The sequence below is a fragment of the Gemmatimonas sp. genome, from assembly GCF_044376735.1.
GTDB lineage: Bacteria > Gemmatimonadota > Gemmatimonadetes > Gemmatimonadales > Gemmatimonadaceae > Gemmatimonas.
The window spans coordinates 1-24178 of record NZ_JBILKJ010000023.1; the positions used below are offsets into that span (position 1 = coordinate 1).

The following is a 24178-nucleotide window of genomic DNA, read 5'->3' on the forward strand; positions in this document are numbered from 1 at the left end:
GTAGGCGACGGGCGACGCGACGGCGGGTGGAGGAGCCTTGGCGGCGCTGGCCGAATCAGCCGGTGCCGCCCCGCAGGCCACCTTGACCAGCGGGTCCCCGGGGTATGCGCGCCACATGGCCGTGCACGTTTCCGCGGCATCCTCTTTCCAACGGATCTTCGTGTACAGCTCGTGGAGCCGCAACCAGGAGAGGCGGGCCGCCTTGGTGCTCGGGTACGTGGTGACGACGTCTTTGAAGTAGATGATCGCCGGATCGATGGCCCGCCGAACACGGACGTAATGGACGCCGGTGTCATAGTCCTTCTGGGCCATCCACTCTTCGATCTGTACGATGCGCTTCTTGGCGTCGTCCGTCTCCTTACTCTCGGGATACGAGGAGAGCAGCGCCCGCAGGATGGACACGGCCTTCTGCCCGTTCTCGGGATCGAGGGACGGCCGACGCCACAGGCTCTGATAGCTTCGACCGACTCCGAGCATTGCGGTCGGCGCGAGCGTATCGTCGGGGAATCCGTCGGTGATGCGTTCGAAGGCCTGCGCCGCGAGCAGGTATTCCTTCTGCTTCTCGTGCGACAGCGCCAGATAGAAGTAGGCGGGGGCCAACAGCGGATCCCGCGCCGACAGATCACCCGTCAGGCGCTCAAAGCCGATCTTCGCGTTGTCCCACTTCTGTCGCTGAAATTCCAGCAGGGAGGCGCGGAAGAGCGCTTCAGGATTCGCGTAGTCGCGAGGTTGGAAACCGCGAGAACAGCCTGAGAGCGCGGCGGCAATGCCGAGCAGCATCAGCAGGCGGAATTCAACGCGAGACAGTCGATGACTCATTCGGACTCTGGTACCCGACGCACCGCACGCGGATCCACTCCGCCAAGGGGCGCTTGGTTCATGAAGCTGCACCCACGGTCCGAGTGCCGGACGCCAGCGGGATGATGCGGGCACGCCCGGCCTTGAGGCCAGCCGTGACATTTCGCGTATCGACGAGCAGCGCGGCGTGGTCAACGACGCGCTGGTAATCGACATTCTTGTGATCGGTGACGACAACGACGGCGTCGGCCCAGCGCAGCATTTCGTCGCTGAGCTCAACGCCCTTGCGGATGTGCCCTTCCTCTCGGAACTCGTGCACGAAGGGATCGTGGAACTCCACGTGGGCACCGCGCTCTTCGAGCAGACGGATGACATCGAGGGCCGGACTTTCTCGTACGTCGTCGATGTCGCGCTTGTACGCCACACCGAGGACGAGCACGCGGCTGCCGCGCACCGCTTTGCGGACCTCGTTGAGGGCATCGGCCACTTTCTGAACGACCCACTCCGGCATGTGCGAATTGATCTCGCTGGCGAGATCGATGAAGCGCGTCTTGTAGTTGAGCGTGCGCATCTTCCACGCGAGATAGTGCGGGTCGAGCGGGATGCAGTGGCCGCCGATGCCGGGGCCTGGCGTGAACTTCATGAAACCGAACGGCTTGGTGGCCGCTGCGTTGATGACCTCCCAGACGTCCACGCCCAGTTTGTCACACACGATCGCGATTTCGTTCACCAGGCCGATGTTGACGGCGCGGAAGGTGTTCTCGAGCAGCTTCACCAGCTCGGCCGCTTCCGGCGAGGAGACCGGGACGACCACGTCGATACAGCTGGCGTAGAGGGCGCAGGCGACTTCGACACAGGCCGGCGTCACGCCACCAACCACCTTCGGGGTGTTCTTGGTTTGATAGATGGGATTGCCCGGATCGACGCGTTCGGGGCTGAACGCCACGAAGACGTCCTTGCCGACCGTGAGCCCCATCGCCTCGAGCCGCGGCTGCAGCAGCTCGCGCGTGGTCCCCGGATAGGTTGTGCTTTCCAGCACCACGCACATTCCGGGATGCGCCTGCCGGGCAATCGCATCGGCAGCCGCCAGCACGTAGGCCATGTCCGGATCCCGGGTCTTGGAGAGCGGCGTGGGCACCGCCACCGAGATGGCGTCGCAGTCCCCGATCCGCGACTCGACCGCGGTCGCGACGAAACTCCCCGCGGCCACCGCCTCTTGCACCACGTGGTGCGGAATGTCCTGGATATGCGACTGCCCTGCCATGAGCAGGTCGACCACGCGCTGGCTGACGTCGTACCCAATGACGCGAAAGCCGGCGTGCACGAACTCCATCGCGAGCGGCAAGCCCACATAGCCCAGGCCGATCACGCCAATGACGGCAGTACGGTCCTGAATTTTCGCGAGCAGCTGGTCCTTCATCGACGGGGAAACGACCATGTCGTACGCCTCAGCGTCCAAAGAAGGCTCGCACTGCCGCGATGACTTCATCGAGTTGCGCAGTAGTGAGCTCAGGGAAGACCGGCAGCGAGAGCACTTCGAGCGCCGCGCGTTCCGACTCGGGGCACTGCCCCTGCCGGTACCCGAGGTACGCGAAGCACGGCTGCAAATGCAGTGGAAGCGGATAGTAAATCGAGCAACCGATCCCGCGATCCTTGAGATGCGTCTGAAGCGCATCACGCTGCGGAACGCGGATCGTGTACTGGTTGTAGATCGAGGTATTGGCTGGATCGATATACGGGGTGACGACATCAGCCAAATCAGCGAACGCCGCATCGTAGTAGGCCGCATTGCGACGCCGCGCCGCACTCCACGATTCGAGATGTGGCAGCTTGGCGCGCAACACGGCCGCCTGCAACGCGTCGAGACGGCTGTTGTACCCGACAATCTCGTGAAAATAGGTTCGACGACTGCCGTGCGTCCGCAGCTTCATGAGTGTCTCGAACAGCACTTCGTCCTGGGTCACCATCATTCCGCCGTCCCCGTAGCCCCCGAGATTCTTCGACGGAAAGAAGCTGTACGTGCCAATCGTCGCGGCCTCCCCGGCCATCACCTTGGCGCCGTTGATCATTCGGCTGGCGCCGATCGATTGGGCAGCATCTTCGATCACCGGTCGTCCCCGAGCAGCCTCGGTGACCTGCTCGATCGCGGCCATCTGCCCGAACAGATCGACGGCGATGACCGCCTTGGTCTTGTCGCCCACGGCCGACCGAATCGCGTCGGGGGCGACATTGAACGTGCGCGGATCGATGTCGACGAACACGGGGCGGGCCCCGACGTTGTGGACGGCACCCGCGGTCGCGAAGAACGTGAAAGGCGTCGTCACGACCTCGTCGCCCGGACCGACGTCGAGCGCACGCAGCGCCAACAGGAGGGCATCGGTGCCATTGGCGCAGCCGACGGCGTACTTGACGTGCGACAGTCCCGCCACGCTGCACTCCAACTGCGCCACCGGATCGCCGAGGATGAACGCCTGTTGATCCACGACGTCCATGACCGCGGCCACGACTTCGTCGCGGATCGTGGCGTACTGCGCCTTGAGATCGAGAAGAGGAACGGCCATGACGGATGAGTTCAGATGTTGACGCGAAGCGGCAGGGGCACGTCACGGCCGGTCTTCGCCGACTCGTAGATCCCCAGAATCAGTTCAAGCGACTTGCGACCGGCACGACCGTCGGTGTCGGGGATCGCGTCACCGCGGAGCACCGACTCGACGTTGCGGTAGTAGCCTTCGTGTCCGAAACCATACACGCTTGGCGGACTGGTGTTCGCCTGCTCGACGAGCTTGTCATCGTCATCGTAATCGGCAAAGGTCCAGTGCTCGACCTTGTTGACCGCCGTGCCACCAATCTTGACGCTCCCCTTCTCGCCGAGGATCGTGATCGATCCCTCCAGGTTCCGGGGGAAGGTGAGCATGGTGACTTCGATGACGCCGATGGCGCCGGAGCGGAATTTCAGGACTGCCGCCCCACTGTCTTCCGCCTCGATACGCCGCGCCAGGGTCGCGGTCTTGGCCATCACGCTCTCGACCGGCCCAACCAGCCACTGCACGAGATCGACGTAGTGCGACGCCTGGTTCATGAACGCGCCGCCGTCGAACTCCCAGGTGCCTCGCCACGGCGCCTGATCGTAGTAGTCCTGCGGACGGGTCCACCGCACGGTACAGTTTGCCATGTAGATCCGTCCGAAGCGTCCGCGCTCGATCGCGCGCTTGAGCAGCACGATCGGCGGATTGAGGCGGTTCTGCTTCACGACAAACAGGTGCACGTGGTGGTCATCGCAGGCCTGCACCAGGGCGTCAGCGGCCGCAAGCGAGATCGCCATCGGCTTCTCCGAGATCACGTGGCGGCCAGCTCGAGCCGCAAGAATCCCGTGCTGGGGATGAAGCCCTGATGGCGTTGCGATGATGACCGCGTCGCTAGCGATGTCGGCCAACATCTGTTCGTAGCTGGTGAACCACGGTACGTCGTACTGCGTGCCCGCCTGCTGCGCGCGCTCAGCGACGATATCGCAGACGGCCACCAGCTCGAGCCCCGGGAGCTTCGCCAACGCATCGAAGTGGTTCTTGCTGATGCGCCCGCATCCGAGCAACGCCACGCGGATACGCTGACCAGCGGGAATGGCCTTCATGTTCATACCGTCTCCTCGAGGCGTACGACCACGTCGCCATGCCGTTCATATCGCACGTCGGTCCCCGGGCAGCGCAGCAGTTCATGCCCCCCCTCGTCCGCACTCAGACTCAAGGACTCCAGCTTGTAGCCGTCTTCCGACATCCATCCGATGCGCTTGCCCGGCACCCCTGCCACGAGCGCGTAGTCGGGGACATCACGATTGACCACCGCGCCGGCGCCGACAAAGGCGAAGCGTCCGATCGTCACCCCGCAGACGATTGTCGCATTCGCGCCGATTGTCGCGCCACGGCGAACCAACGTGCGACGGTATTCATGCTTCCGCGACACGGCACTTCGCGGATTGTACACGTTCGTGAAGACCATGGAGGGACCACAGAACACATCGGCCTCCAGTTCCACCCCTTCGTACAGCGATACGTTGTTCTGAATCTTGGCGTTCTCGCCGACCACGACGCCATTCATCACGACGACGTTCTGCCCAAGCGAGCATCGCGGTCCGATCACCGCGCCACCGAGCACGTGGCAGAAATGCCACACCCGTGTCTCGGCACCGATCACCGCCCCAGCGTCAACGTAGGCAGACTCGTGCACGAGCGCGCCTTCGCCAAGCACCGCACCCAGCGCCACGTGTCCCTGCCCGGCGGCCGCGATCATGCCCGGAATAGTCACGCCGCACCAATGGCGGCCGCACGGGCGGCGAGGGACGACGCCAGAATCACGTGCCACTCCTGCAGGGAGCGCACTCCTGGCTCGCGCGACTGCCGGGCAGCGATTGCTTCGGCGGCGGCGCTCGCCGCCGAGAGCGTGGTCGTGTAGGGCACACGATTGCTGATGGCCGCCTGGCGCAAGCGTTCGTCATCGACCTGTGCGTGCTTGCCGAGGGGCGTGTTCACCAGCAGGTGAATCTCGCCATTCAAGATCATATCGACGCCGTGTGGGCGTCCTTCGCTGACCTTGAGCACGGACTGCACGGGAATACCGCGCTCACGCAGATAGGCGGCGGTTCCACTGGTGGCATAGAGCGCAAAACCGAGCTCGTGGAAACGCGCCGCCAACTTCGCGGCGCTCGGCTTGTCCGAGTCGTTCACCGTGATGAAGACGGCGCCCGTACGCGGGAGCGCGTTGTCGGCGGCCAGCTGCGATTTCATAAACGCCGTACCGAAGTCTTCGTCGATGCCCATGACTTCGCCGGTAGAGCGCATCTCGGGGCCGAGCACCGGATCAAACTCGCGGAACTTGTTGAACGGGAACACCGCTTCCTTCACGCTGAAGAACGGCGGCACGATCTCCGACGTGAAGCCGATGTCCACTAACGTCTCGCCAAGCATCAGGCGCGCCGCGACAGAGGCCAGTGATACACCGATGGCCTTCGAGACAAACGGTACGGTTCGCGAGGCACGCGGATTGACCTCGATGACGTACACGACGCCGTCTTTGTAGGCGTACTGTACGTTGATCAGGCCAACGACGCCGAGCTTCTTGGCGAAGGCGACGGTGTGCGCCCGCATCTGATCGGCCGCGTCCTTCGGAATAAGGTACGGCGGCAGCACACAGGCGGAGTCCCCGGAATGGATGCCGGCACTCTCGATGTGCTCCATCACCGAGCCAATGACGACATCGGTCCCATCGGAGAGCGCGTCGACATCGGCCTCGAACGCATCCTCGAGGAACTTGTCCACCAGCACCGGACGGTCTTCGCTCACGCGGGCGGCGCGCTCGAAATAGTCACGCAAGGACGCAGCGTCGTGGACGATCTCCATCGCCCGACCGCCCAGCACGTACGACGGGCGGACCAACACAGGATACCCAATGCGGTCCGCGATCTCGACCGCTTCATCGACGCTGGTGGCAGTGCCGTTGGCCGGCTGGGCGATGCCCAATTCGCGCACGATGGCTTCAAAGCGCCGCCGGTCCTCGGCGATGTCAATGGCGTCGGGCGACGTGCCGAGAATGCGCACGCCGGCCGCCTCGAGCGGACGCGTCAGCTTGAGCGGCGTTTGACCGCCGAGCTGCACGATGACGCCGAGCGGGTTCTCGCGATGGACGATCTCGAGCACGTCTTCGAGCGTCAGCGGCTCGAAGTAGAGCTTGTCCGAGATGTCGAAGTCAGTGGAGACGGTCTCGGGGTTCGAGTTGACCATGATGGTCTCGTAGCCACGCTCACGCAGCGCGAGTACGGCGCGGACACAGCAATAGTCGAACTCCACCCCCTGCCCGATGCGATTGGGGCCTGACCCGAGGATGACGACCTTCTGACGGCCTTCGGTTGCCGCCTCGCTCTCCTCGTCGTAACAGCCGTACAGGTACGGCGTACTGGAGGGAAACTCTCCGGCACAGGTATCAATCATCTTGTACGACGGCCGCACCCCGAGCGACCAGCGCAACGCGCGAGCCTCATGCTCGGTGACGCCGCGCAATGCGCCGAGCTGGCGATCGGAGAAGCCGAGGCGCTTCATGCGACGCACGCGCTCTGCATCGATCGTGGCCTCGTGTTGGTACTCGGCCTCGGCGACAATCAGCTCGTGCAACTGGTCGAGGAACCACGGATCGATGCCGGTGATCTCGTGCAGCTCCACGGTACCCATCCCCAGCAGCATGGCGCGCTTGAGCTGGTAAATGCGCTCCGGCGTGGGGCGGCGCAGTGCGCCACGGAGCTCCTCCTTCGAGCCTTCGACGAGTCGGTCATCAACGAGCCGTTCGCCGACGGTCCAGCCGCTACGGCCAGTCTCGAGTGCGCGTAGCGCCTTCTGAAAGGCTTCCTTGAAGGTTCGTCCAATCGCCATCGACTCGCCGACGGACTTCATCTGCGTCGTGAGTCCCGGATCGGACGAGGTGAACTTTTCGAAGGCGAATCGCGGGCACTTCACGATCACGTAGTCGAGCACCGGTTCGAAGCTGGCCGGTGTCGTCTTGGTAATGTCGTTCGGCACTTCGTCGAGTGTGTAGCCGACGGCGAGCTTGGCGCCGATACGCGCGATGGGAAACCCGGTCGCCTTGGACGCCAGGGCCGACGAGCGCGACACTCGCGGGTTCATCTCGATGACAATCAACTCGCCGTCCTGCGGGTTCACGGCGAACTGAATGTTACAGCCACCGGCATCGACGCCGATCTCACGAATGATGGCCACCGCCGCATCGCGCATACCCTGATACTCGCGATCCGTCAGTGTCATGGCGGGCGCAACGGTAATGGAATCACCGGTGTGCACCCCCATCGGGTCGAGATTCTCGATCGAACAGACAATCACGACGTTGTCGGCGCAATCGCGCATCACCTCGAGTTCGTACTCCTTCCAGCCAAGTAGGGAGCGTTCGATGAGGACGGAGCCCACGGGCGACAGGTCGAGGCCGCGCCGCACCATGGTCTCGAACTCTTCGCGATTGTAGGCGATCCCGCCACCGGTACCGCCGAGCGTGAAGGACGGACGGATGATCGAGGGGAAGCCCGTCTCCTCCACGCCTGCGATCGCTTCCTCGAGGGTCGTCACGGTACGACCGGTCGGGCATTTGAGCCCGATCTTCGTCATCGCTTCACCGAAGAGCTTGCGATCCTCCGCGACGCGGATCGCCCGCGCGTTGGCGCCGATGAGCTCGCAGCCGTACTTCGCAAGCACGCCACTGTCATGGAGCGCAAGCGCGACGTTGAGCGCCGTCTGTCCACCCATGGTGGGCAGAATGGCGTCGGGGCGTTCCTTGGCGATGACCTTCTCGACAAACTCGGTCGTCACCGGTTCCACGTACGTGCGGTCGGCAAACTCCGGGTCGGTCATGATCGTGGCCGGATTGGAGTTCACGAGAATGACCTCGTAGCCCTCTTCACGCAGGGCCTTAGTGGCCTGCGTTCCGGAGTAGTCAAATTCAGCAGCCTGCCCGATCACGATCGGTCCAGAGCCGATCACGAGAATCCGGTGCAGGTCAGAGCGTCGCGGCATGAAGGAGATCGTCGATGATGTCGTCAAGAGAGCGGGTGGCGGACCATCCGGTTGCCCGCTGCAATTTTCGCGAATCCCCGATCAGGACGGGGACGTCAACCGGGCGTACCAGCGAGGGATCCTCGACGGGCGTCGCCTGCACCCCGGCACGCGCCAGAACCCGATCGAGAATCTGCTGCACCGACCATCCGGTACCGCTGGCCACATTGTACGCCTCGCCAGGCGTACCCCGTTGGCAGAGGGAAATATACGCAGCGACGACGTCACTTACATGGAGGAAGTCGCGTATCGGCGAACGATTGCCGACGGGCAGGCTCGTCCCCGGCGGCGCCCCCCGGAGTTCGACGGCGCGCTGCACCAGCGCGGGAACCAGAAATCGCGTAGGCTGCCCGCGACCGCTGTGGTTAAAGCTCCGTGCGACGACCACCTTCAGACCGGTCGCGCGCCAGCACTGCAGGGCCAGCATCTCCTGCGCCGCCTTGGTGCCGGCGTACACTGTTCGCGGCGCTTGGATCGCGCTCTCGACCAGCGGGAACTCATGGGTGTCGTGCCGGCCGTACTGTTCGGCGCTACCGACGACCAGCACGGTGGGGTCGATGACGCCGGCGTCGCGGGCGAGGCCAAGCTGGTAAAGCAGTCGCGCGGTGGCCGTGACGTTCACCTCGCACGCCAGCGCCGGATCGGCAGCGGCCGTGGGCACGTGGGAGATCGCCGCCAAATGGATGACTGTGTCAGGTTGTGCGGCGGCGACCACGTCGGCGACGTACGCGTCGTCGCGGAGATCGCCAAACCGCCACGTTACGCCCGAGACCCCGGTGACAGCCTCGGGGTGCTCGGGCGGATCAGTGGCGAGTGCGAACAACTCGACCCCAGCGTGCTGCAGCGCGCGGAGCATGTACGAGCCGACGAAGCCGGCGGCTCCGGTCACGAGCACGCGCTTCACGCTCGGCTCACCGTGCGCGTTCGTACCGCGCGAGATCGGCGGCGACCATCATACGCACCAACTCGGCAAACGGGACTTGCGGCGTCCAGCCCAGTCTCTGTTCGGCCTTGGTCGGATCCGCCACGAGCAGGTCGACCTCGGCGGGGCGGAAGAACTTTTCATCCTGCGTCACATACTCACGGTAGTCGAGGTCGACCGCCCCGAAGGCGGCCGCGCAGAAATCACGCACGGAGTACGTTTCGCCGGTGCCGATCACGAAGTCATCGGGCTCTTCGAGCTGGAGCATGCGCCACATGGCATCGACGTAGTCCCCGGCGAAGCCCCAGTCCCGACGGGCTTCGAGGTTGCCGAGCCGCAGCTCGTGCTGGAGCCCGAGTTTGATGCGTGCGACGGCGTCGGTGATCTTACGCGTCACGAATTCGAGACCGCGACGCGGTGACTCGTGATTGAACAGGATGCCGGAGACCGCGAACAGATTGAAGCTTTCGCGATAGTTCACGGTGATCCAGTGGCCGTACACCTTGGCGACGCCATACGGCGATCGGGGATAGAACGGGGTCGATTCGCGCTGCGGCGTCTCGACCACCTTACCGAACTGCTCGCTCGAGCTGGCCTGATAGAAGCGCGACTTGGGCGCGGCCTTGCGCATGGCTTCCAGCATCCGCGTGACACCGAGCGCGGTGAATTCGCCGGTCAGCACGGGCTGGGTCCACGAGGTTTGCACGAAGCTTTGCGCGGCGAGGTTATAGATCTCGTGGGGCTGTGTTTCGTACACGACGTCGGTAAGCGACGTCTGATCGAGCAGGTCGGCCGACACGAGTTCGACGCGATCGACGAGATGGGCAATGCGCTCGTAAGGGGTCGTCGATGAGCGGCGGACGACGCCGACCACGCGATAGCCTTTGGCGAGCAGCAGCTCCGCGAGGTAGGAGCCGTCCTGTCCGGTAATCCCGGTGATCAGTGCAGTCTTCAACAGAGTACTCAGTCGAAAGTCAGGAGTCGTGAGTGGCGACGACGGATCGCACATGTACAAAGCGGGGAGCCCGGCAACTGCGAGCTCCCCGCTGAGACGTCACCGCACGCGTACTACGCGACGGCAACCTGACCGCGCGGCGCGCGGGTGATCTTACCGGCCGCGATGCACCGCGTGCAGGCCTTGACCTTGATGATCTTCCCTTCGCTGAGGGTGCGAACGACCTGGAGATTGGGTCTCCAGGTGCGGCGCGTTTTGTTATTGGCGTGCGAGACGCTGTTTCCAAAGGCAACGCCCTTGTCGCAGACGTAGCAGCGGTGTCTATCGATAGCCATGTCCGATATCCTCAGCTCTGGACCAATTCGATCCGCGCCATCTCCGCACCGTCACCCTTGCGGTGGCCGGTCTTGAGAATGCGCGTGTAGCCGCCCGGTCGCGTGGCGAACATGGGGCCGATTTCCTGAAACAGCTTGTCGGCCGCCTCACGCTTGTGGACGTGTTTGCCAGCCAGGCGGCGCGCGTGGAGCGTGCCGGTCCGGGCCTTGGTGATCAGCTTCTCAACGAAGGGGCGGAGTTCTTTCGCCTTCGCCTCAGTCGTCTCGATCGCACCCTGCTCGATGAGCGAGGTAGCGAGGTTGCGAAGCAGCGCGAGGCGCTGCTCACTCGTCCGCCGAAGTTGGCGGTTTGCCTTGCGATGGCGCATGGGAATTACTCCTCGTCGTCTTCGTCGTCGGGCGCGTTCTCGGCCGCGCGGCTGGGCGGGGTGCCCATATCGAGGATGCGCACACCATCTGTGCTTTCCTCGTATCGCATGCCGAAGTTGAGCCCTTCCTTCTCGAGCAGCGCGGCGATTTCCTGCAGCGACTTCTTACCGAAGTTCTTGACCTGCAGAATCTGCGCCTCGGTCTGGCGAACCAGATCGCCGAGCGAGCGGATGTTTGAGTTCTTGAGTGAATTGACCGAGCGAACCGAGAGTTCGAGATCGTCGATCGGCGTGCGGAACAGTTCGGCCAGGCGGAGTGCGTCGCTGTTGGAGCCGTCGCCACCCGCACCAGGCTGTGCCGAGGCCGACGAGCCAAAGCCCACGAAGTACTGGAAGTGGGTCTGGGCCAGTGCGGCGGCATAGCTCACCGCTTCCTCGGGCGACATCGTGCCGTTGGTTTCGACGGTCAGCGTGAGGCGGTCGTAGTCGGTCCGCTGCCCAACGCGCGTCTCAGAGACGGCGAAGTTGACGCGGCGTACCGGGCTGTAGATGGCATCGATGCGCACCACGTCGACGGAGAGATTCTTGTCGGCGGGATGCTGATCGCTCTCGATGTAGCCGCGTCCCTTGTTCACGTAGAGTTCGACATTGAAGTCGCGCTCGTCGGTGATGGTGAAGAGGTGATGCGTCGGGTCGATGACCCGGGCGCCACCACCGACCTGGATGTCGGCCGCCGTGACGGCGCCAGGTCCCGATTTCGCGATGCGGAGCACCGTCTGCTCGACATCATCGGGGAGCGCCAGCGTGAGCGTCTTGAGATTACCGATAATCTGGTGGACGTCTTCCACGACGCCGCCGATGGTCTGGTGCTCATGCACCACGCCATCAATACGGAACGCCCACACGGCGGAGCCGCGCAGCGACGACAAGAGCAGTCGACGCATGGCGTTGCCCAGCGTGTGTCCGAAGCCGCGTTCAAGCGGCTGCAGACGGAATTCGGCCAGATTGGGCGTGTCCTCGCGCTTGGTTGCTTCGACAAGCTGCGGGCGAACCAGCCCTGAGAGATCGATCGTTGCCATGGAGTTCGAAAAATTGAAGTGGTCACACCGGCGATGCTCGCCGATGACGCGCTACCCCGCCCCGAACGCGCGGTAGCCCCGTAAAGGGGTTCGGGCCCCGACCGCCGCTGGAGGCGCGCTGTGCCAGCCGCGCTCCAGCAGCTGCGTACTGGGTCTTACTTGGAGTACAGTTCGACGACGAGCTGTTCCTGCGCCGCCAACGGAATCGACTGACGCTGCGGCTTCTCGAGCACCCGACCGCTGAACGACTCCTTGTCGACGGCGATCCAGGAGAGCGAGGCACCACGCGCGGCCTGTTCCATGGCAGACATGACGAGCACGAGTTCACGCGACGACTGCTTGACGCGCACTTCTTCGCCCGGACGGACCTGATAGGACGGGATGTCCAGCAGGCGACCCTTCACCTCGATGTGACGGTGACGGATGAGCTGGCGCGCCGCCTTGCGGCTGGGGGCGAAGCCCATGCGGTACACAACATTGTCGAGGCGCGTTTCGAGCGCCGCCAACAGGTTGTGGCCAGCGATACCGGGTGCTGACGCCACACGCTCAAAGGTGTTGCGGAACTGCTTCTCGCTGATGCCGTAGATGCGCTTGATCTTCTGCTTCTCGCGCAACTGCTTGGAGAACTCGGACGCTTTCTTCCGACGCGCCGTGGCCTGACCGTGCTGACCCGGGGCGTACGGACGACGCTCGACGGGGCACTTTTCGGTGAAGCACTTGGTGCCCTTCAGGAAGAGCTTGGCGCCCTCACGACGGCACTGACGGCAGCTGGGACCAGTATAACGGGCCATGTCTTAGACCCTCCGACGCTTGGGGGGACGGCAGCCGTTGTGCGGAATCGGGGTGACGTCACGAATGGACTTCACCTGGAGGCCGGCCGCGGCGAGCGCCTGAATGGCGGACTCACGACCGCTGCCCGGACCCTGCACGCGCACGTGCACGCGGCGGACGCCGAGGGTGAGCGCTTCGCGCGCGCACTGCTCGGACGCCACCGTGGCGGCGAACGGCGTGGACTTCTTCGACCCCTTGAAGCCCGCCTTTCCAGCGGAGCCCCACGACACCGTGTTGCCGTGCATATCGGTGATCGTGATGGTCGTGTTGTTGAACGTGGCGCTGACGTGGGCGATGCCTTCGGCCTCGACGACGCGCTTGGTCTTCTTTGCGGTAGCCATGGCTTACTTGGTCACCTTCTTCTTGCCCGCGATAGCGCGGCGCGGCCCCTTCTTGGTGCGCGCGTTCGTGTGCGTGCGCTGCCCGCGCACGGGAAGCCCGCGGCGATGGCGCGTGCCACGGTACGAGCCGATGTCCATCAGGCGCTTGATGTTCATCGCGATCTCGGTGCGCAGGGCACCTTCGACGCGAATGTTACGCTCGATTTCCTGACGGAGCTTGTTGACGTCCGCGTCGTTGAGATCACGGACACGCTGATCGGGCGAGACGCCCGCGGCAGCGAGGATCTTCTGGGCGGTCTTGCGACCGATGCCGAAGATGTAGGTCAGGCCGATCTCAACCTTCTTCTCACGAGGGAGATCGACGCCAGCGATACGTGCCATAAGTTACGCTTCCCCTCAGCCTTGACGCTGCTTGTGCTTGGGGTTGCGCTTGCAGATGATGCGAGTCACGCCCTGTCGCTTCACGACTTTGCAGTGCTCACAGATCGGCTTTACGCTGCTCCGAACTTTCACGGGTCACCTTGGCGCTCACGCGCCAACGGAGTCTCCCACACCAGATTGCTCTGGCTGGCTGGACTCCCCATGCGTCCATCGCTCATGAAGCATCGCGTAACCGCGATTCCGCGCACGAGCGAAGCAAATGTGGCCAGCGGATTGGCCTCGAATCCCACCCGAAAACGGGCAAGACCCTCATCCTAGTGGACTTAGACCGCTCCCGCAAGTGAGGCGGTGACCGTGGCCATAGCAGCGACGGGATCGGCGGCCCCGGTCACGGCTCGGCCGAGGATCAACCAACGGGCGCCCGCGTCCGCGGCAGCCCGAGGCGTCATCACGCGACGCTGGTCGTGGGCGTCGCCGCCCGGAAGGCGAATGCCGGGGACCAAGAGGCCGAGGCCGGTGCCGAAGGCGGCCTGTACCGCCGCCGCCTCGTGGCCGGAGCAGACGATCCCTGCGCCGCCCCCACCGTGCACCAGCCCGGCCAGTCGTACCACCTCCGTCGTGACGTTGGCCGGCTCCCGCCCCCACGCCTCGCTGATCCCGGCCGCATCCATGCTCGTCAGGATGGTCACTCCGAGGATGCCACAGCCACCGCGCGGGGCCGACCCGCCGACTGCGGCCGTGGCGCCCTCCTGGGCGCCCTCTACTGCAGCGCGAACCATGGCCGATCCACCGGAGGCATGCACCGTGAGTAGCGACGCGCCGTGGCGGGCAACGCTGCGCGCGGCCCCACGCACCGTGTTGGGGATGTCGTGGAGCTTCAAGTCCACGAACACCAACTTTCCGGCGTCGCGCAGCCAGTGCACGATCTCGGGGCCTTCGGCCGCGAACAGCTCCAATCCGACTTTGTAGAAGCCGCAGGCGTCGCCAAGGCGGGAGACCACGACCTGCGCTGCCCGCCGGTCAGCAACGTCGAGCGCGACGATCGGGATAACGTTCGGAGCGACCGTCGCATCGACGGTCGGAGAAGACGCAGGGGTCACGATGGCCACTCCAAGGTGCCGATGATCGAGCGAAGGTCGCGGACCCCTGCCCGGTCCGCCCAAGCAGACAGTTCACGCGCGATGCGCTCGGGGGCGCGGGGATCACGCAGCGCGGCCGTCCCGACACCCACCAGCGAGGCCCCCGCCAGCAGGTACTGGGCCGCGTCGTTGCCGGTGCTAATGCCGCCCAGGCCGATGAGGGGAACGCCGGGTAGCGCCTGCCGGACACGCCAAGTGGCCAGCAATCCCAGCGGGAGCAACGCCGGACCGCTCACGCCGCCGCTGCCAAAGCCGATCTTGGGTCGGCGGCGGTCCGCATCGATCACCAGCCCGGGCATGGTGTTCACCAGCGTCAGCCCTGTCGCGCCGTGCTCCATCGCCACACGTGCGGCGTCGACCACCCCGGCGCCGAGCGTCGGCGACAGCTTGACGAAGATGGGCCGGGCAGTCTTCGCCCGGGACGCGCGTACCAAGGCGGCGAGCGCGACGGGGTCGGCACCGAATTCCAGTCCACCCGCTTTCACGTTCGGGCAGCTGACGTTGAGTTCGAAGGCATCCACCCCCGGCAACTCGTCGAGCCCATCGACAACGGTCTCGAAATCCTCGACACTGTTCCCGACCACGTTCACGATGACGCGGGTGTCGGGGTAGGCGTGCCAAAGCCACGGGAGATAGTCAGCACGAACGGCGTCCAGCCCCGGGTTGGCGAGGCCAATCGCGTTGATCATCCCGCCAGCGAACTCGCTGACTCGGAGTGGCGGTGCCCCGTGCCGCGGAGCCACGCTGACGGCCTTGGTGGCGATCCCACCGATGGCCGCGAGGTCGAGGACATCCTCGACCTCCTTGCCGAAACCCGCCGTACCGGCGGCGAGTACGATGGGGTTGCGAAAGGCCATCCCCGCCACGGGCCACGGTTGCTGTATTCCTGCGGTTGCTGTCACGCGGTCACCGAGATCCGGCCGGCTTGGGAGGAAGACGCAGCTTGCGCACGCTGTCGGACCAGATGCGGAGCGCATCGGTCCAGTTCAATCTCAACAGGTCGGGCGAACTGACAAAGTCGGGGCGATCGGTGGGGTCCTCCCCACGCAGCCGCGCCGCGACGGAGGAATTGGCGAAGTCCGCGAGGACGCGTCGCTGCCACGCGCCGGCGCTGTCGGGCTCGAGGAGTGCGGCGGCGTACCACGCGTTCGGCACGAGTGGCGACGACGGCGACTCGCGGGCGATGCGCAGGAAGAGACCTCGAGCGAGCCCCGGCGCACGCAGGGAATCGCGCGCGACCTCGGCGGCGAGATACAGCGACGCGCTTTCGGCATCGCCACGGGAGGCCAGCAACCGGAACAGGAGGACGCGCTCCGCGACCTGGCGCGCGTAGCTGGTGCGCCACACCACACTGTCCTGTCGCGCGACCAGGGTGTCGAGCTCGCGTTCCGACGTGACGCGGGGGAGCGCCAGCAGCGCCAGCCGCGCATTCGCGTCATGCGCGGTGATCGTGTCGCGTTGCGCCAGGGTGCGGGCCGCGTATAGATGCCGTCGCGCCAAGGAGTCGATCCCAACGCGCGCAAGCATGTCGCCGAGCACGTAATGCATCCGAGCGCGGCTGTCGTCGCGAACGCGTGCCGCGTCGTACTGGTCGACAATCTGTTGGGCCGCGTGCACGCGACCGTCGCCGAGCAGGTCGCGCAATGCACGCGTCACGTCTTCGCGATAGTCGCCCAACCGGGCGCGTTGCACGAGGAGCGATTCGACGCGTGCATACTCCCGCGCCGACATCGACGCGTTGATGAGCTCCCACTGCAGGACGCCCGCGTCGAGATCACCGAGATATGCTGGCACCGCGTCGCGATCGCCCATGCTGAGTGCCGCACGAGCCGCCCAGAGGCGAGACTGTCGCGCGATCTCCCGATCGTCGGTGAGCACCAGCGAGTCGAGCCGGGCTCGGGCATCGGCGCTCCGCCCGGATCGCACGTCACAGGTGGCCAGCGCCAAGCGCGCCCGCGTGCGCTCGGTGCCGTTCAGCGTGGCACCGCCCAGCAGCTGCTCCAGCCGTGGCACGGCGCGCTCGCACTGGGCCGCCATGGCCCCGCTCCGCGCCGCGATATACAGGGCGCGGTTCCGCCATTGGGACTTCGGGTGCCGTACCAGCACCGTTTCGGCGATCGCCGCGGAGCGTTGGAATCGGGTCACGGCTTCGCCGTCGTTGTCGCGGCGCAGCTTGGCATCGGCCAGCCGGGCTTCTGCCTGCGCGTTGTAGATGCCGTTGTAGTAGACGCACCCCGAACCGACGAGCCACGCCGCAAACACCAGCGCCAGCCGCTGTGCGCCACGCATCAGCCGCCCCCTCCGACCTTCCGCTCATACTGCTCGAGGTAGCGAACGACGGCGTCGGCGAGCGTCGACGCGAGCTCGCGCTGCCGGTCTCCGTCGGTCATGTACTGCGCTTCGGCCCGGTTGGTGCCGAACCCGATCTCCACCAGCACGGCCGGCATGAAGGCTGTGACTAACACCGCCAATCCGGCCTGTTTCACCCCACGGCTGGGACCGGGATGCACGGTGCGCAGGCCGGTTTGAATGAGCGTCGCCAGCCGCATGGACTCCCGTAGATGCTCATTCTGTGCCATGTCCCGCATGATGAACCCCAGTGGATCATCGCGACTGACGTCCGCATCGGTTTCGAACTTGACCGCCTCGTTTTCCATGGCCGCCACCCGACGCTCATCTTCGGTTTTCGCTTCGGCGAGAAAATACGTTTCGAAGCCGCGCGCACTGCCCGGATTCTGCCAGCGCGGATTGGCCGCATTGACGTGAATCGAGACGAACAAATCGCCCTTGGCTGCGTTGGCGATGGGCCCACGATCGTACAGCCCGATCAGTGTATCCGTGGTTCGCGTCATGACCACGCGAACGCCACGCTCTTCGAGTGCGCTCTGCAACAGTTTCGACACCGCCAACGTGACGTTCTTCTCGTACACCCGGGGGCCGCCGCCAATGGGTCCCGACATGCCGTTGTCACGGCCACCGTGTCCGGCATCGACGACCACCACACGCTGGCGGAGCGAGGCGCTCCGGTTGGCCGGTGCGCTCCGCACGTTGTCGGCCGGCGAGGCCGGGAGGCCAGGACGGGGCGTCTCGGCGCGCGGGCGCGGCGCCGGCGCCCGCCGAGCGACCGTGACCGTAGCGAACCGGCGCAGCTCCGCCTTGTCCGGATCGAACAGGACCCCGGCACCGAGCCGTGGCAACAGCTCGGTCGCCAAGGCGAGCGGCACGTACAGTCGACCACCGCGCCGGAAGACGCCCGCGCGGAGCGGGACGGTGTCGCCGGCGATCACCGCGAGCGCACTGCCCGCCTCAAGGTCTACGCCGGTGGTGCCGACCTCGAGCCGATAGCGCGCACGGCCGTTGGAGAGCGACACCAGCTGCCCGCCGAGCGCCTCGGCCACCGCATCGGCGCGGATGGCAATGCCGCCATCTGGATGTCGCATCGTGGGCACGGACTGCATCCGGTTCCCCGCCCGCACGGCGAGCGGCGGAAGGGACGGTACGGCTGGGACGGCGGCCGAGAGTTGCAGTGCGAGCGCGAGCGCGCCGAGCGGCATCATCGGCTCCGCGGCTCAGCGCCTGTTGAGCGCACGCGCTATCTCGCGCTCGGCGTCGCGCTTCTTGAGGTCTTCGCGCTTGTCATGCTGCTGCTTGCCACGGACGAGCGCGAGCCGCGCCTTCACACGACCGTTTTTGAAGTACAGGTCAAGCGGGACAAGCGTGAGTCCCTGCCGCTCGACGGCGCCGATGAGGCGACGGATCTCGCGGCGGTGCATCAGCAGCTTGCGCGTTCGGGTCGGCTCGTGATTGAACACGTTGCCCTGCCCGTACGATCCGATGTGGAGGTTGAGCAGGAACACCTCGTTGTCCTTGATCACTCCGAAGGCATCGGTGAGGTTGGCGCGCCCCTCGCGGAGCGCCTTGACCTCGGTGCCGGTGAGCACGACGCCACACTCCCAGGTATCCAGGATTTCATAGTCGTGTCGCGCCCGCTTGTTCCGCGCGATCAGTTCTGTGGGTTCTTCGGTGTCCTTGTTTGCCATACTGGAAGGAAACGTAATACCCCGAGACGCACGAAGAGCGCGCGATGGCGTTGACTTCGGAGGCATGTTCGATCTATTCTTTACGGCCCTGCTGGAATTTTGTATGGACGGCTGTTTTCATACAGGACTTCAGGATCTGCCGGAGTGGTGGAATTGGTAGACGCGCTGCGTTCAGGGCGCAGTGTCCGCAAGGACGTGCCGGTTCGAGTCCGGCCTTCGGCACTCGATGATCAGACGAACGAAGGGGAAAGGTGGCATCTGCCATCTTTCCCCTTTTTCGTGTAGGCGCACCTCGATCGACGGCAGCGGCTCCCGAGGCGATCAGCTTCGCAGCGCGGAGGGCCGAATGTCCTCCGGGAGCGAGGCGACGCCGAAGACATCGCGTAGCGCCTCGTTGGCCGCGCTCCGAGTCTGGTGGACGAAATCGGTGGCTCGAGCCAGCTGATCGGCGGACGGCTCCGAGATCCCGGCGCCGGCGAGCAACACGCGCCCCAACCGGGTGACCGGCGACTCAACGCTGCCCCGTATCGCGAGGGCGGCAGTGTAGGCTCGCCAGCGCTCGCCCCACTCGACGTCGGCTCGCGACTCCCGGCTGAGCAGCTGGAGCAACTGATGCGCCACGTCGGACGCGGTGCGATCATCGAGTGCATCGCGTTCCGCGACGATCAGGCCGATCGCGCGCTTGGCAAAAACGAGTTCCCGCACGGCGACGGGCTCCGGCACGTCGAGGGACGCGAGCCACGAGACATCGGCCCCCTCGGGGGGGCGCAGCGACCGACCAAGGTAGGTTGCCGCCCGTCGGCTGCGTTCGCGCTGCGCGCGCCACTCCGCCCACATTCCCATTGGCGTCGTCAGCCCTGCAGGATCGGTAGCGCGCCCGGGAGCTCGCGCACGCCTTCGTAGGGCGGGAGCCCTACGCGATCACGCACCGATGCCTCATCGGTCAGCAGGTCGCTGAGCTTTACGCCTTCGAGCACCTCATCGATCCGCTGCTGCAGCAGCAGCCAGACCGGGCGGATACTGCAATTCTCATCGGCGGCGCAACGGTCCGCATCAACGGGGTGGCTGATGCAGTGCAGGTCGAAGGTGGCCAGTTCCGACGCCTGAATCACATCGCGGACCGAGATGTGCTCCGGCGAGCGCGCCAAGGCATACCCACCGCGCGCACCGCGTGTGCTGTCGACGATGCCGGCGCGACGCATGCGCAAAAGGATCTGCTCGACGTAATCGGCGGGCAGCCGCTCTCGCGCCGCGACGTCCCGTCCCGTGACCGGCCCGGTGCCCGCGCGACGCGCAAGATGCAGGGCACAAATGAGTCCGTATTCCGCCCACGTCGTAATGCGCATCTGTCGAGTCTATGGCTCCCGGGTCGCTCGGACAAGTTCCGCGCTGGAAAAGCCCGCGGCGTACTCAACCACCGGCGCCGGACCCGTGCCGGCCGGACGGGACCCCGATTTCGGTCATTTTCCGGAGGTCGAGGACCGCGTCGACGTCCTCGGGGGGCAATAACCCGTCCCGTCTGACCATGGTACGAATGAGCGTGCCTTCCTGGACCGACCGCTTGGCGATCTCCGCGGCGGCCGCGTAGCCGATCTGCGGCATCAGTGCGGTCGCCAGGGCCGCCGACCGCTCGACCCAGTGCTCACACATTACCGTGTTGGCGCCAATGCCTTCGACACACCGCGTCGCCAGCGCGGCGATCGCATTCGTCAGAATCTGCATGGACAACAGCACATTATGTGCGATCACCGGCATCATGACGTTGAGTTCCAACTGGCCGTGTTCCGCCGCCATCGCCACGGTGGTGTCGCACCCGACGACCTGAAAGCACACCTGATTCACCATCTCAGGGATCGATGGATTGATCTTGCCCGGCATGATGGACGAACCCGGCTGCACGGCCGGCAGCACGATCTCGTCGAGCCCCGTGCGAGGACCGGACGCCATGAGGCGCAAATCACTCGCGATCTTCGAGAGATCGAGCGCCAGACCGCGCAGCGCCGCCGAGAAGGCGGCCGCGTCGCCCATGCTCTGCATGAGCTGAATCCGATCGCGACCGATGCGCAGTGTGGCGATGCCGGTGATCGCCCGCAGATGCGTGTTCATCCGAGCCGGATACTCCGGCTCGACAGTCACCCCGGTGCCCACCGCCGAGCCACCGATGCCAAGGTCGTTGAGATAGTCCGCCGCTTCGAGTACGCGCTTCCTGCAGCGCGCGAGGGTACCGGCATAGGCCGTGAACTCCTGTCCGAGGCGGATGGGCATGGCGTCCTGCAGATGTGTGCGCCCGGCCTTCACGATGCCGTCGAACTCCACTCCTTTCTTCTCGAGCGCGGTGAGCAGCGCGTCGACGGCTGCCAGCAACGACGGCAACTGCCGCAGGATGGCCAGGCGGATATTGGTGGGGATCGTGTCGTTGGTGCTCTGCGCCATGTTGACGTGGTCGTTCGGATGCACGGGCGTGTACGTGCCGCGCACGCCGCCGAGCAGTTCGTTCGCGCGATTGGCGAGCACCTCGTTCACGTTCATGTTGTGCGAGGTCCCAGCGCCAGCCTGATACGGATCGACGATGAACTGCTCGCGGTGCTGCCCATCGAGTACCTCGTCGGCGGCGGCGATGATCGCATCTGCCCGGCGCGCGTCGAGCCGACCAGTATCCCGATGCGTCATCGCGGCGGCTTTCTTGATCCACACCTGCGCGATCACGAACGGCTCGAGAGGGCGCAGTCCGCTGATCGCGAAGTTCCGGGCGGCGCGCTGGGTCTGCACGCCGTACAGCGCGTCGGCGGGCACCGGTACTTCACCAAGCGGGTCCTTCTCGATGCGCGTGGTCACCGGGTTCACCGCAGCCCTGCGATCAGGGGAATCGAACGATCGTGTCGACGGTCGAGACGATGTGGAGCAAGCTGCTGGAATCGGGGCGCACTTCCTTGGTTCGCCAGCGAATCATCGTGACCGAGCGCAAAGCGGGGGCCGATGCGACGAATGCGGCGAGACCGGATGCAGGCACCTGAAACGCGCCATCATCCTTGAGCGCGCAGTAGATCTGCTCATTCGGAACGGTCGAGGTGGGCGTGGTGCCGTAGCGAACAGACAGAATGATCGCGGCTGTCGCGTCGTTGGTAGCGTTCCAAGTGACGTCGAGTGGCAGGCCGGCGGCCGGAACAACCAGTCGTCCGGGAATGATCGGCTCGGCGAGCTTCACGGTGATCGATGCGGCCGGGAACGCGCCGGCGAGCCCGGGCACGTTCACCGCGGCCACGTCGCCGGCGGCGTAGCTGAGCACGGGGCCGGTGGCTGGCTCATAGCGCGAGGACGCCGACGAGAATGGCATCGCGACGCTGGCGCCGGCGAAGGTGAGCGCAAGACTTTCGCCCACCTTGAGCGAGCCGGTCGCTCCGCCCGTGGTGCTGTCGATGAGGGCATAGGCGCACTGATCACCCTGCTGCAGGGCGCTGTTGGGCGCCGTCGCGGACAGTCCCTGAAAGAAGACGGCATTGATGGTGGCCGTGGCCCGTCCGGCCGGTGCGTTCTTGCCGGTGATCGTGACCGCGCCGTAGCTACTGAGCTTGGTGTTGCTCTCCGTGACGCTCGAACAGGCCGTCGCTGCGGTGACGCCAAGCAGTCCGGCGATAAGCGGGCGGAATCGGTGAGACAGGGACGGCGACATGCGAGAACCGGAAAGAGAGAGAGCGAGGCTCAGGCGCCGAGTGGCCGGGCAGTACCGCGCAGAAACGGGTTGGACGACAACTCGCGCCCGATAGTTGTATCAACACCGTGCCCAGGAAATACCCGAGTCTCGGCATCGAGCTTTGCCATTCTCAGTAGTGACTGCTGCATCGCCGTGGGGTCGCACAACGGCAGATCGGTCCGGCCGATCGAGCCGGCGAAGAGGAGATCCCCGGAGAAGCAGAGTCCATGACCGATGAAGGCCACGTGCCCCGGCGCGTGTCCAGGGAGATGCCAGACGTCGAAGTGATAACTGCCCAGTTGCACGCGATCGCCTTCGGCCAGTTCGTGATCAGCGGGCGGCGGGTTGTCGATCACCACCCCCCAGCGGGCGGCACTACTGGCCGCATTGGCGTAGAGGACCGCGTCGGCCGGATGCACCCAGATCGGCACGGGACGCGCGGCCACGACGCCGGCGACGCCGCCGACATGATCGAAGTGCGCGTGCGTGAGCCAGATGGCCTCGAGGGCACATCCTGTGGCGTCCACCGCCGCCAGCAACACCTCCGACTCGTCGCCAGGATCCACAAGGACTGCCTTGCCGCTCACCGGATCGGCCAGCAGCCAGCAGTTCTCCTGGAGCGGACCGACGGTGAGTTGCTGGAGCGTGAGGGGGCTCACGAGAACACGGACTCCGGCGTGACGGGGACTGGCGCTTCGGCCGTTTCCAGCACGGGCGATTCGCCGATGCCGTGATGCGCGAGCCAGCGCTCGGCCTCAAGCGCCGCCATGCATCCGGTGCCCGCAGAGGTAATGGCCTGGCGGTAGTAGTCGTCGATCACGTCGCCCGCGGCGAACACGCCGGGCACATTCGTTTCCGTCCGCCACGACGACACTTTGATGTAGCCGTGTTCCGTGGTGTCGAGCTGCCCCCGCAGGAACTTCGTATTCGGCGTATGCCCGATGGCGACGAAGAGCCCGCCAACTTCGATTTCGCTCACCGCGCCCGTTTCCGTGTCGGTGAGCTGTAGCCCGGTGATGAACTCATCGCCGAGGACGTCGGTGACCTGCGCATTCCAGATCACGCGCACCTTCGGGTGCTCGAGTACACGATTGGCCATGACCTTCGACGCGCGGAAGCTGTCGCGGCGATGAATCACCACGACCTCGCTGGCGAACTTGGTGAGATACATGGCCTCTTCCATGGCCGTGTCGCCACCGCCGACGACCGCGAGGCGCTTCTGGCGATAGAACGGCATGGCGCCGTCACACACCGCACAGGCGGAGACGCCGCCGCCCGCGAGCGCCAACCGCAACTCGTTGTCGAGGCCAATCCACTTCGCGGCTGCGCCGGTGGCGATGACGACGGTGTGCGCCGTGATCGGCGCAGAATAGTTCGGGATGATCCCGAACGGCTTCGACGCGAGATCCACCTGCTTGACCAGTTCGGACACGACGCGCGCGCCGTGATGCACCGCCTGCGCGCGCATCCGGTCCATGAGTTCCGGGCCGCTGATGGCGTCGGGGAAGCCGGGGAAGTTCTCGATATCGGTCGTGAGCATCAGCTGCCCACCCGGAAGCTCGGTGCCGACGGGCTCACCTTCGAAGACGACCGGATTCAGGTTGGCGCGCGCCGCATAGATCGCGGCGGTCCACGCAGCGGGGCCGGAACCGATGATGACGATGTTTTCAGGACGGGAGTCGGACATATCGTCGAGG

At 65.4% G+C, this 24178-nt stretch carries 26 protein-coding genes and 1 tRNA gene; 1 reads left to right on the plus strand and 26 read right to left on the minus strand.

What is annotated here, in order from left to right:
• From ACIRA7_RS05805 to smpB, 20 genes are all read right to left on the minus strand, one after another.
• Nucleotides 1–819: outer membrane protein assembly factor BamD (locus tag ACIRA7_RS05805; protein ID WP_396219895.1), on the minus strand; the 819-nt coding region annotated here is incomplete at its 3' end.
• Between the two features lie 58 nt (nt 820–877).
• Entirely contained in the window at nt 878–2236 is a 1359-nt protein-coding gene (locus ACIRA7_RS05810; RefSeq protein ID WP_396219896.1) for a nucleotide sugar dehydrogenase, read from the minus strand.
• Between the two features lie 10 nt (nt 2237–2246).
• A complete protein-coding gene (locus ACIRA7_RS05815; RefSeq protein WP_396219897.1) occupies nt 2247–3359 on the minus strand; it encodes a DegT/DnrJ/EryC1/StrS family aminotransferase in 1113 nt (370 codons plus the stop codon).
• Nucleotides 3360–3370: 11 nt separating this feature from the next.
• On the minus strand, nt 3371–4426 hold the full coding sequence (locus ACIRA7_RS05820) for a Gfo/Idh/MocA family protein (protein ID WP_396219898.1): 1056 nt from the start codon (nt 4424–4426) through the stop codon (nt 3371–3373).
• Nucleotides 4427–4428: 2 nt separating this feature from the next.
• A complete protein-coding gene (locus ACIRA7_RS05825; protein ID WP_396219899.1) occupies nt 4429–5082 on the minus strand; it encodes a DapH/DapD/GlmU-related protein in 654 nt (217 codons plus the stop codon).
• An 11-nt stretch (nt 5083–5093) separates the two neighbouring features.
• Nucleotides 5094–8360, minus strand: a complete 3267-nt coding sequence (gene carB, locus ACIRA7_RS05830; RefSeq protein WP_396219900.1) for a carbamoyl-phosphate synthase large subunit — start codon at nt 8358–8360, stop codon at nt 5094–5096.
• A complete protein-coding gene (locus tag ACIRA7_RS05835; protein ID WP_396219901.1) occupies nt 8344–9303 on the minus strand; it encodes a GDP-mannose 4,6-dehydratase in 960 nt (319 codons plus the stop codon). The genes carB and ACIRA7_RS05835 overlap by 17 nt, the downstream gene beginning before the upstream one ends.
• Before the next feature lie 7 nt (nt 9304–9310).
• On the minus strand, nt 9311–10276 hold the full coding sequence (gmd, locus tag ACIRA7_RS05840; protein ID WP_396219902.1) for a GDP-mannose 4,6-dehydratase: 966 nt from the start codon (nt 10274–10276) through the stop codon (nt 9311–9313).
• A gap of 113 nt (nt 10277–10389) precedes the next feature.
• A complete protein-coding gene (rpmB, locus tag ACIRA7_RS05845; RefSeq protein WP_396219903.1) occupies nt 10390–10611 on the minus strand; it encodes a 50S ribosomal protein L28 in 222 nt (73 codons plus the stop codon).
• Nucleotides 10612–10622: 11 nt separating this feature from the next.
• Nucleotides 10623–10979: a 50S ribosomal protein L17 gene (gene rplQ / locus ACIRA7_RS05850; RefSeq protein ID WP_171224248.1), complete on the minus strand. Its 357-nt coding sequence runs from the start codon at nt 10977–10979 to the stop codon at nt 10623–10625.
• Between the two features lie 5 nt (nt 10980–10984).
• A complete protein-coding gene (locus ACIRA7_RS05855) occupies nt 10985–12058 on the minus strand; it encodes a DNA-directed RNA polymerase subunit alpha (RefSeq protein WP_396219904.1) in 1074 nt (357 codons plus the stop codon).
• Between the two features lie 155 nt (nt 12059–12213).
• On the minus strand, nt 12214–12849 hold the full coding sequence (gene rpsD / locus ACIRA7_RS05860) for a 30S ribosomal protein S4 (RefSeq protein ID WP_396219905.1): 636 nt from the start codon (nt 12847–12849) through the stop codon (nt 12214–12216).
• A gap of 3 nt (nt 12850–12852) precedes the next feature.
• Entirely contained in the window at nt 12853–13230 is a 378-nt protein-coding gene (gene rpsK / locus ACIRA7_RS05865) for a 30S ribosomal protein S11 (RefSeq protein ID WP_171224245.1), read from the minus strand.
• A 3-nt stretch (nt 13231–13233) separates the two neighbouring features.
• Nucleotides 13234–13611 carry a 30S ribosomal protein S13 gene (rpsM, locus tag ACIRA7_RS05870; protein WP_310570100.1) on the minus strand — a complete coding sequence of 126 codons (378 nt, stop codon included), beginning with the start codon at nt 13609–13611 and terminating at the stop codon, nt 13234–13236.
• Between the two features lie 15 nt (nt 13612–13626).
• Nucleotides 13627–13743, minus strand: coding sequence for a 50S ribosomal protein L36 (rpmJ, locus tag ACIRA7_RS05875; RefSeq protein WP_012683466.1), 117 nt, complete (start codon nt 13741–13743; stop codon nt 13627–13629).
• Between the two features lie 191 nt (nt 13744–13934).
• Entirely contained in the window at nt 13935–14660 is a 726-nt protein-coding gene (gene pyrF / locus ACIRA7_RS05880) for an orotidine-5'-phosphate decarboxylase (RefSeq protein ID WP_396219934.1), read from the minus strand.
• Between the two features lie 47 nt (nt 14661–14707).
• Nucleotides 14708–15607 carry a dihydroorotate dehydrogenase gene (locus ACIRA7_RS05885; RefSeq protein WP_396219906.1) on the minus strand — a complete coding sequence of 300 codons (900 nt, stop codon included), beginning with the start codon at nt 15605–15607 and terminating at the stop codon, nt 14708–14710.
• Between the two features lie 49 nt (nt 15608–15656).
• Complete coding sequence (locus ACIRA7_RS05890; RefSeq protein ID WP_396219907.1) at nt 15657–17039, minus strand: hypothetical protein; 1383 nt, start codon at nt 17037–17039, stop codon at nt 15657–15659.
• Complete coding sequence (locus ACIRA7_RS05895; protein ID WP_396219908.1) at nt 17039–18307, minus strand: N-acetylmuramoyl-L-alanine amidase; 1269 nt, start codon at nt 18305–18307, stop codon at nt 17039–17041. Before ACIRA7_RS05895 ends, ACIRA7_RS05890 begins: the two co-directional genes overlap by 1 nt.
• 12 nt (nt 18308–18319) lie before the next feature.
• Complete coding sequence (smpB, locus tag ACIRA7_RS05900; protein ID WP_396219909.1) at nt 18320–18790, minus strand: SsrA-binding protein SmpB; 471 nt, start codon at nt 18788–18790, stop codon at nt 18320–18322.
• A gap of 138 nt (nt 18791–18928) precedes the next feature.
• Here smpB and ACIRA7_RS05905 point away from each other — a divergent pair.
• A tRNA-Leu gene (locus ACIRA7_RS05905) sits at nt 18929–19012 on the plus strand.
• A 99-nt stretch (nt 19013–19111) separates the two neighbouring features.
• Here the strand turns inward: ACIRA7_RS05905 and ACIRA7_RS05910 are convergent.
• From ACIRA7_RS05910 to trxB, 6 genes are all read right to left on the minus strand, one after another.
• On the minus strand, nt 19112–19633 hold the full coding sequence (locus tag ACIRA7_RS05910) for a hypothetical protein (RefSeq protein WP_396219910.1): 522 nt from the start codon (nt 19631–19633) through the stop codon (nt 19112–19114).
• 8 nt (nt 19634–19641) lie between these two features.
• Nucleotides 19642–20136 carry an RrF2 family transcriptional regulator gene (locus tag ACIRA7_RS05915; RefSeq protein WP_396219911.1) on the minus strand — a complete coding sequence of 165 codons (495 nt, stop codon included), beginning with the start codon at nt 20134–20136 and terminating at the stop codon, nt 19642–19644.
• A gap of 64 nt (nt 20137–20200) precedes the next feature.
• Entirely contained in the window at nt 20201–21625 is a 1425-nt protein-coding gene (locus ACIRA7_RS05920) for an aspartate ammonia-lyase (RefSeq protein WP_396219912.1), read from the minus strand.
• A gap of 22 nt (nt 21626–21647) precedes the next feature.
• Nucleotides 21648–22460, minus strand: a complete 813-nt coding sequence (locus tag ACIRA7_RS05925; RefSeq protein WP_396219913.1) for a hypothetical protein — start codon at nt 22458–22460, stop codon at nt 21648–21650.
• Between the two features lie 29 nt (nt 22461–22489).
• Nucleotides 22490–23140 carry an MBL fold metallo-hydrolase gene (locus ACIRA7_RS05930; RefSeq protein WP_396219914.1) on the minus strand — a complete coding sequence of 217 codons (651 nt, stop codon included), beginning with the start codon at nt 23138–23140 and terminating at the stop codon, nt 22490–22492.
• Nucleotides 23137–24168, minus strand: coding sequence for a thioredoxin-disulfide reductase (gene trxB / locus ACIRA7_RS05935; protein WP_396219915.1), 1032 nt, complete (start codon nt 24166–24168; stop codon nt 23137–23139). The genes ACIRA7_RS05930 and trxB overlap by 4 nt, the downstream gene beginning before the upstream one ends.
• Between the last annotated feature and the right edge of the window lie 10 nt (nt 24169–24178).

Excerpts from the sequence above, each read along its gene's own strand:
- ACIRA7_RS05810 (WP_396219896.1), bottom strand. The coding sequence starts at position 2,236 with ATGGTCGTTTCCCCGTCGATGAAGGACCAGCTGCTCGCGAAAATTCAG.
- ACIRA7_RS05815 (WP_396219897.1), bottom strand. The coding sequence starts at position 3,359 with ATGGCCGTTCCTCTTCTCGATCTCAAGGCGCAGTACGCCACGATCCGC.
- ACIRA7_RS05820 (WP_396219898.1), bottom strand. The coding sequence starts at position 4,426 with ATGAAGGCCATTCCCGCTGGTCAGCGTATCCGCGTGGCGTTGCTCGGA.
- ACIRA7_RS05825 (WP_396219899.1), bottom strand. The coding sequence starts at position 5,082 with ATGATCGCGGCCGCCGGGCAGGGACACGTGGCGCTGGGTGCGGTGCTT.
- carB (WP_396219900.1), bottom strand. The coding sequence starts at position 8,360 with ATGCCGCGACGCTCTGACCTGCACCGGATTCTCGTGATCGGCTCTGGA.
- rpmB (WP_396219903.1), bottom strand. The coding sequence starts at position 10,611 with ATGGCTATCGATAGACACCGCTGCTACGTCTGCGACAAGGGCGTTGCC.
- rplQ (WP_171224248.1), bottom strand. The coding sequence starts at position 10,979 with ATGCGCCATCGCAAGGCAAACCGCCAACTTCGGCGGACGAGTGAGCAG.
- ACIRA7_RS05855 (WP_396219904.1), bottom strand. The coding sequence starts at position 12,058 with ATGGCAACGATCGATCTCTCAGGGCTGGTTCGCCCGCAGCTTGTCGAA.
- rpsD (WP_396219905.1), bottom strand. The coding sequence starts at position 12,849 with ATGGCCCGTTATACTGGTCCCAGCTGCCGTCAGTGCCGTCGTGAGGGC.
- rpsK (WP_171224245.1), bottom strand. The coding sequence starts at position 13,230 with ATGGCTACCGCAAAGAAGACCAAGCGCGTCGTCGAGGCCGAAGGCATC.
- rpsM (WP_310570100.1), bottom strand. The coding sequence starts at position 13,611 with ATGGCACGTATCGCTGGCGTCGATCTCCCTCGTGAGAAGAAGGTTGAG.
- ACIRA7_RS05885 (WP_396219906.1), bottom strand. The coding sequence starts at position 15,607 with ATGGCCTTTCGCAACCCCATCGTACTCGCCGCCGGTACGGCGGGTTTC.
- ACIRA7_RS05890 (WP_396219907.1), bottom strand. The coding sequence starts at position 17,039 with ATGCGTGGCGCACAGCGGCTGGCGCTGGTGTTTGCGGCGTGGCTCGTC.
- ACIRA7_RS05895 (WP_396219908.1), bottom strand. The coding sequence starts at position 18,307 with ATGATGCCGCTCGGCGCGCTCGCGCTCGCACTGCAACTCTCGGCCGCC.
- smpB (WP_396219909.1), bottom strand. The coding sequence starts at position 18,790 with ATGGCAAACAAGGACACCGAAGAACCCACAGAACTGATCGCGCGGAAC.
- ACIRA7_RS05910 (WP_396219910.1), bottom strand. The coding sequence starts at position 19,633 with ATGGGAATGTGGGCGGAGTGGCGCGCGCAGCGCGAACGCAGCCGACGG.
- ACIRA7_RS05915 (WP_396219911.1), bottom strand. The coding sequence starts at position 20,136 with ATGCGCATTACGACGTGGGCGGAATACGGACTCATTTGTGCCCTGCAT.
- ACIRA7_RS05925 (WP_396219913.1), bottom strand. The coding sequence starts at position 22,460 with ATGTCGCCGTCCCTGTCTCACCGATTCCGCCCGCTTATCGCCGGACTG.
- trxB (WP_396219915.1), bottom strand. The coding sequence starts at position 24,168 with ATGTCCGACTCCCGTCCTGAAAACATCGTCATCATCGGTTCCGGCCCC.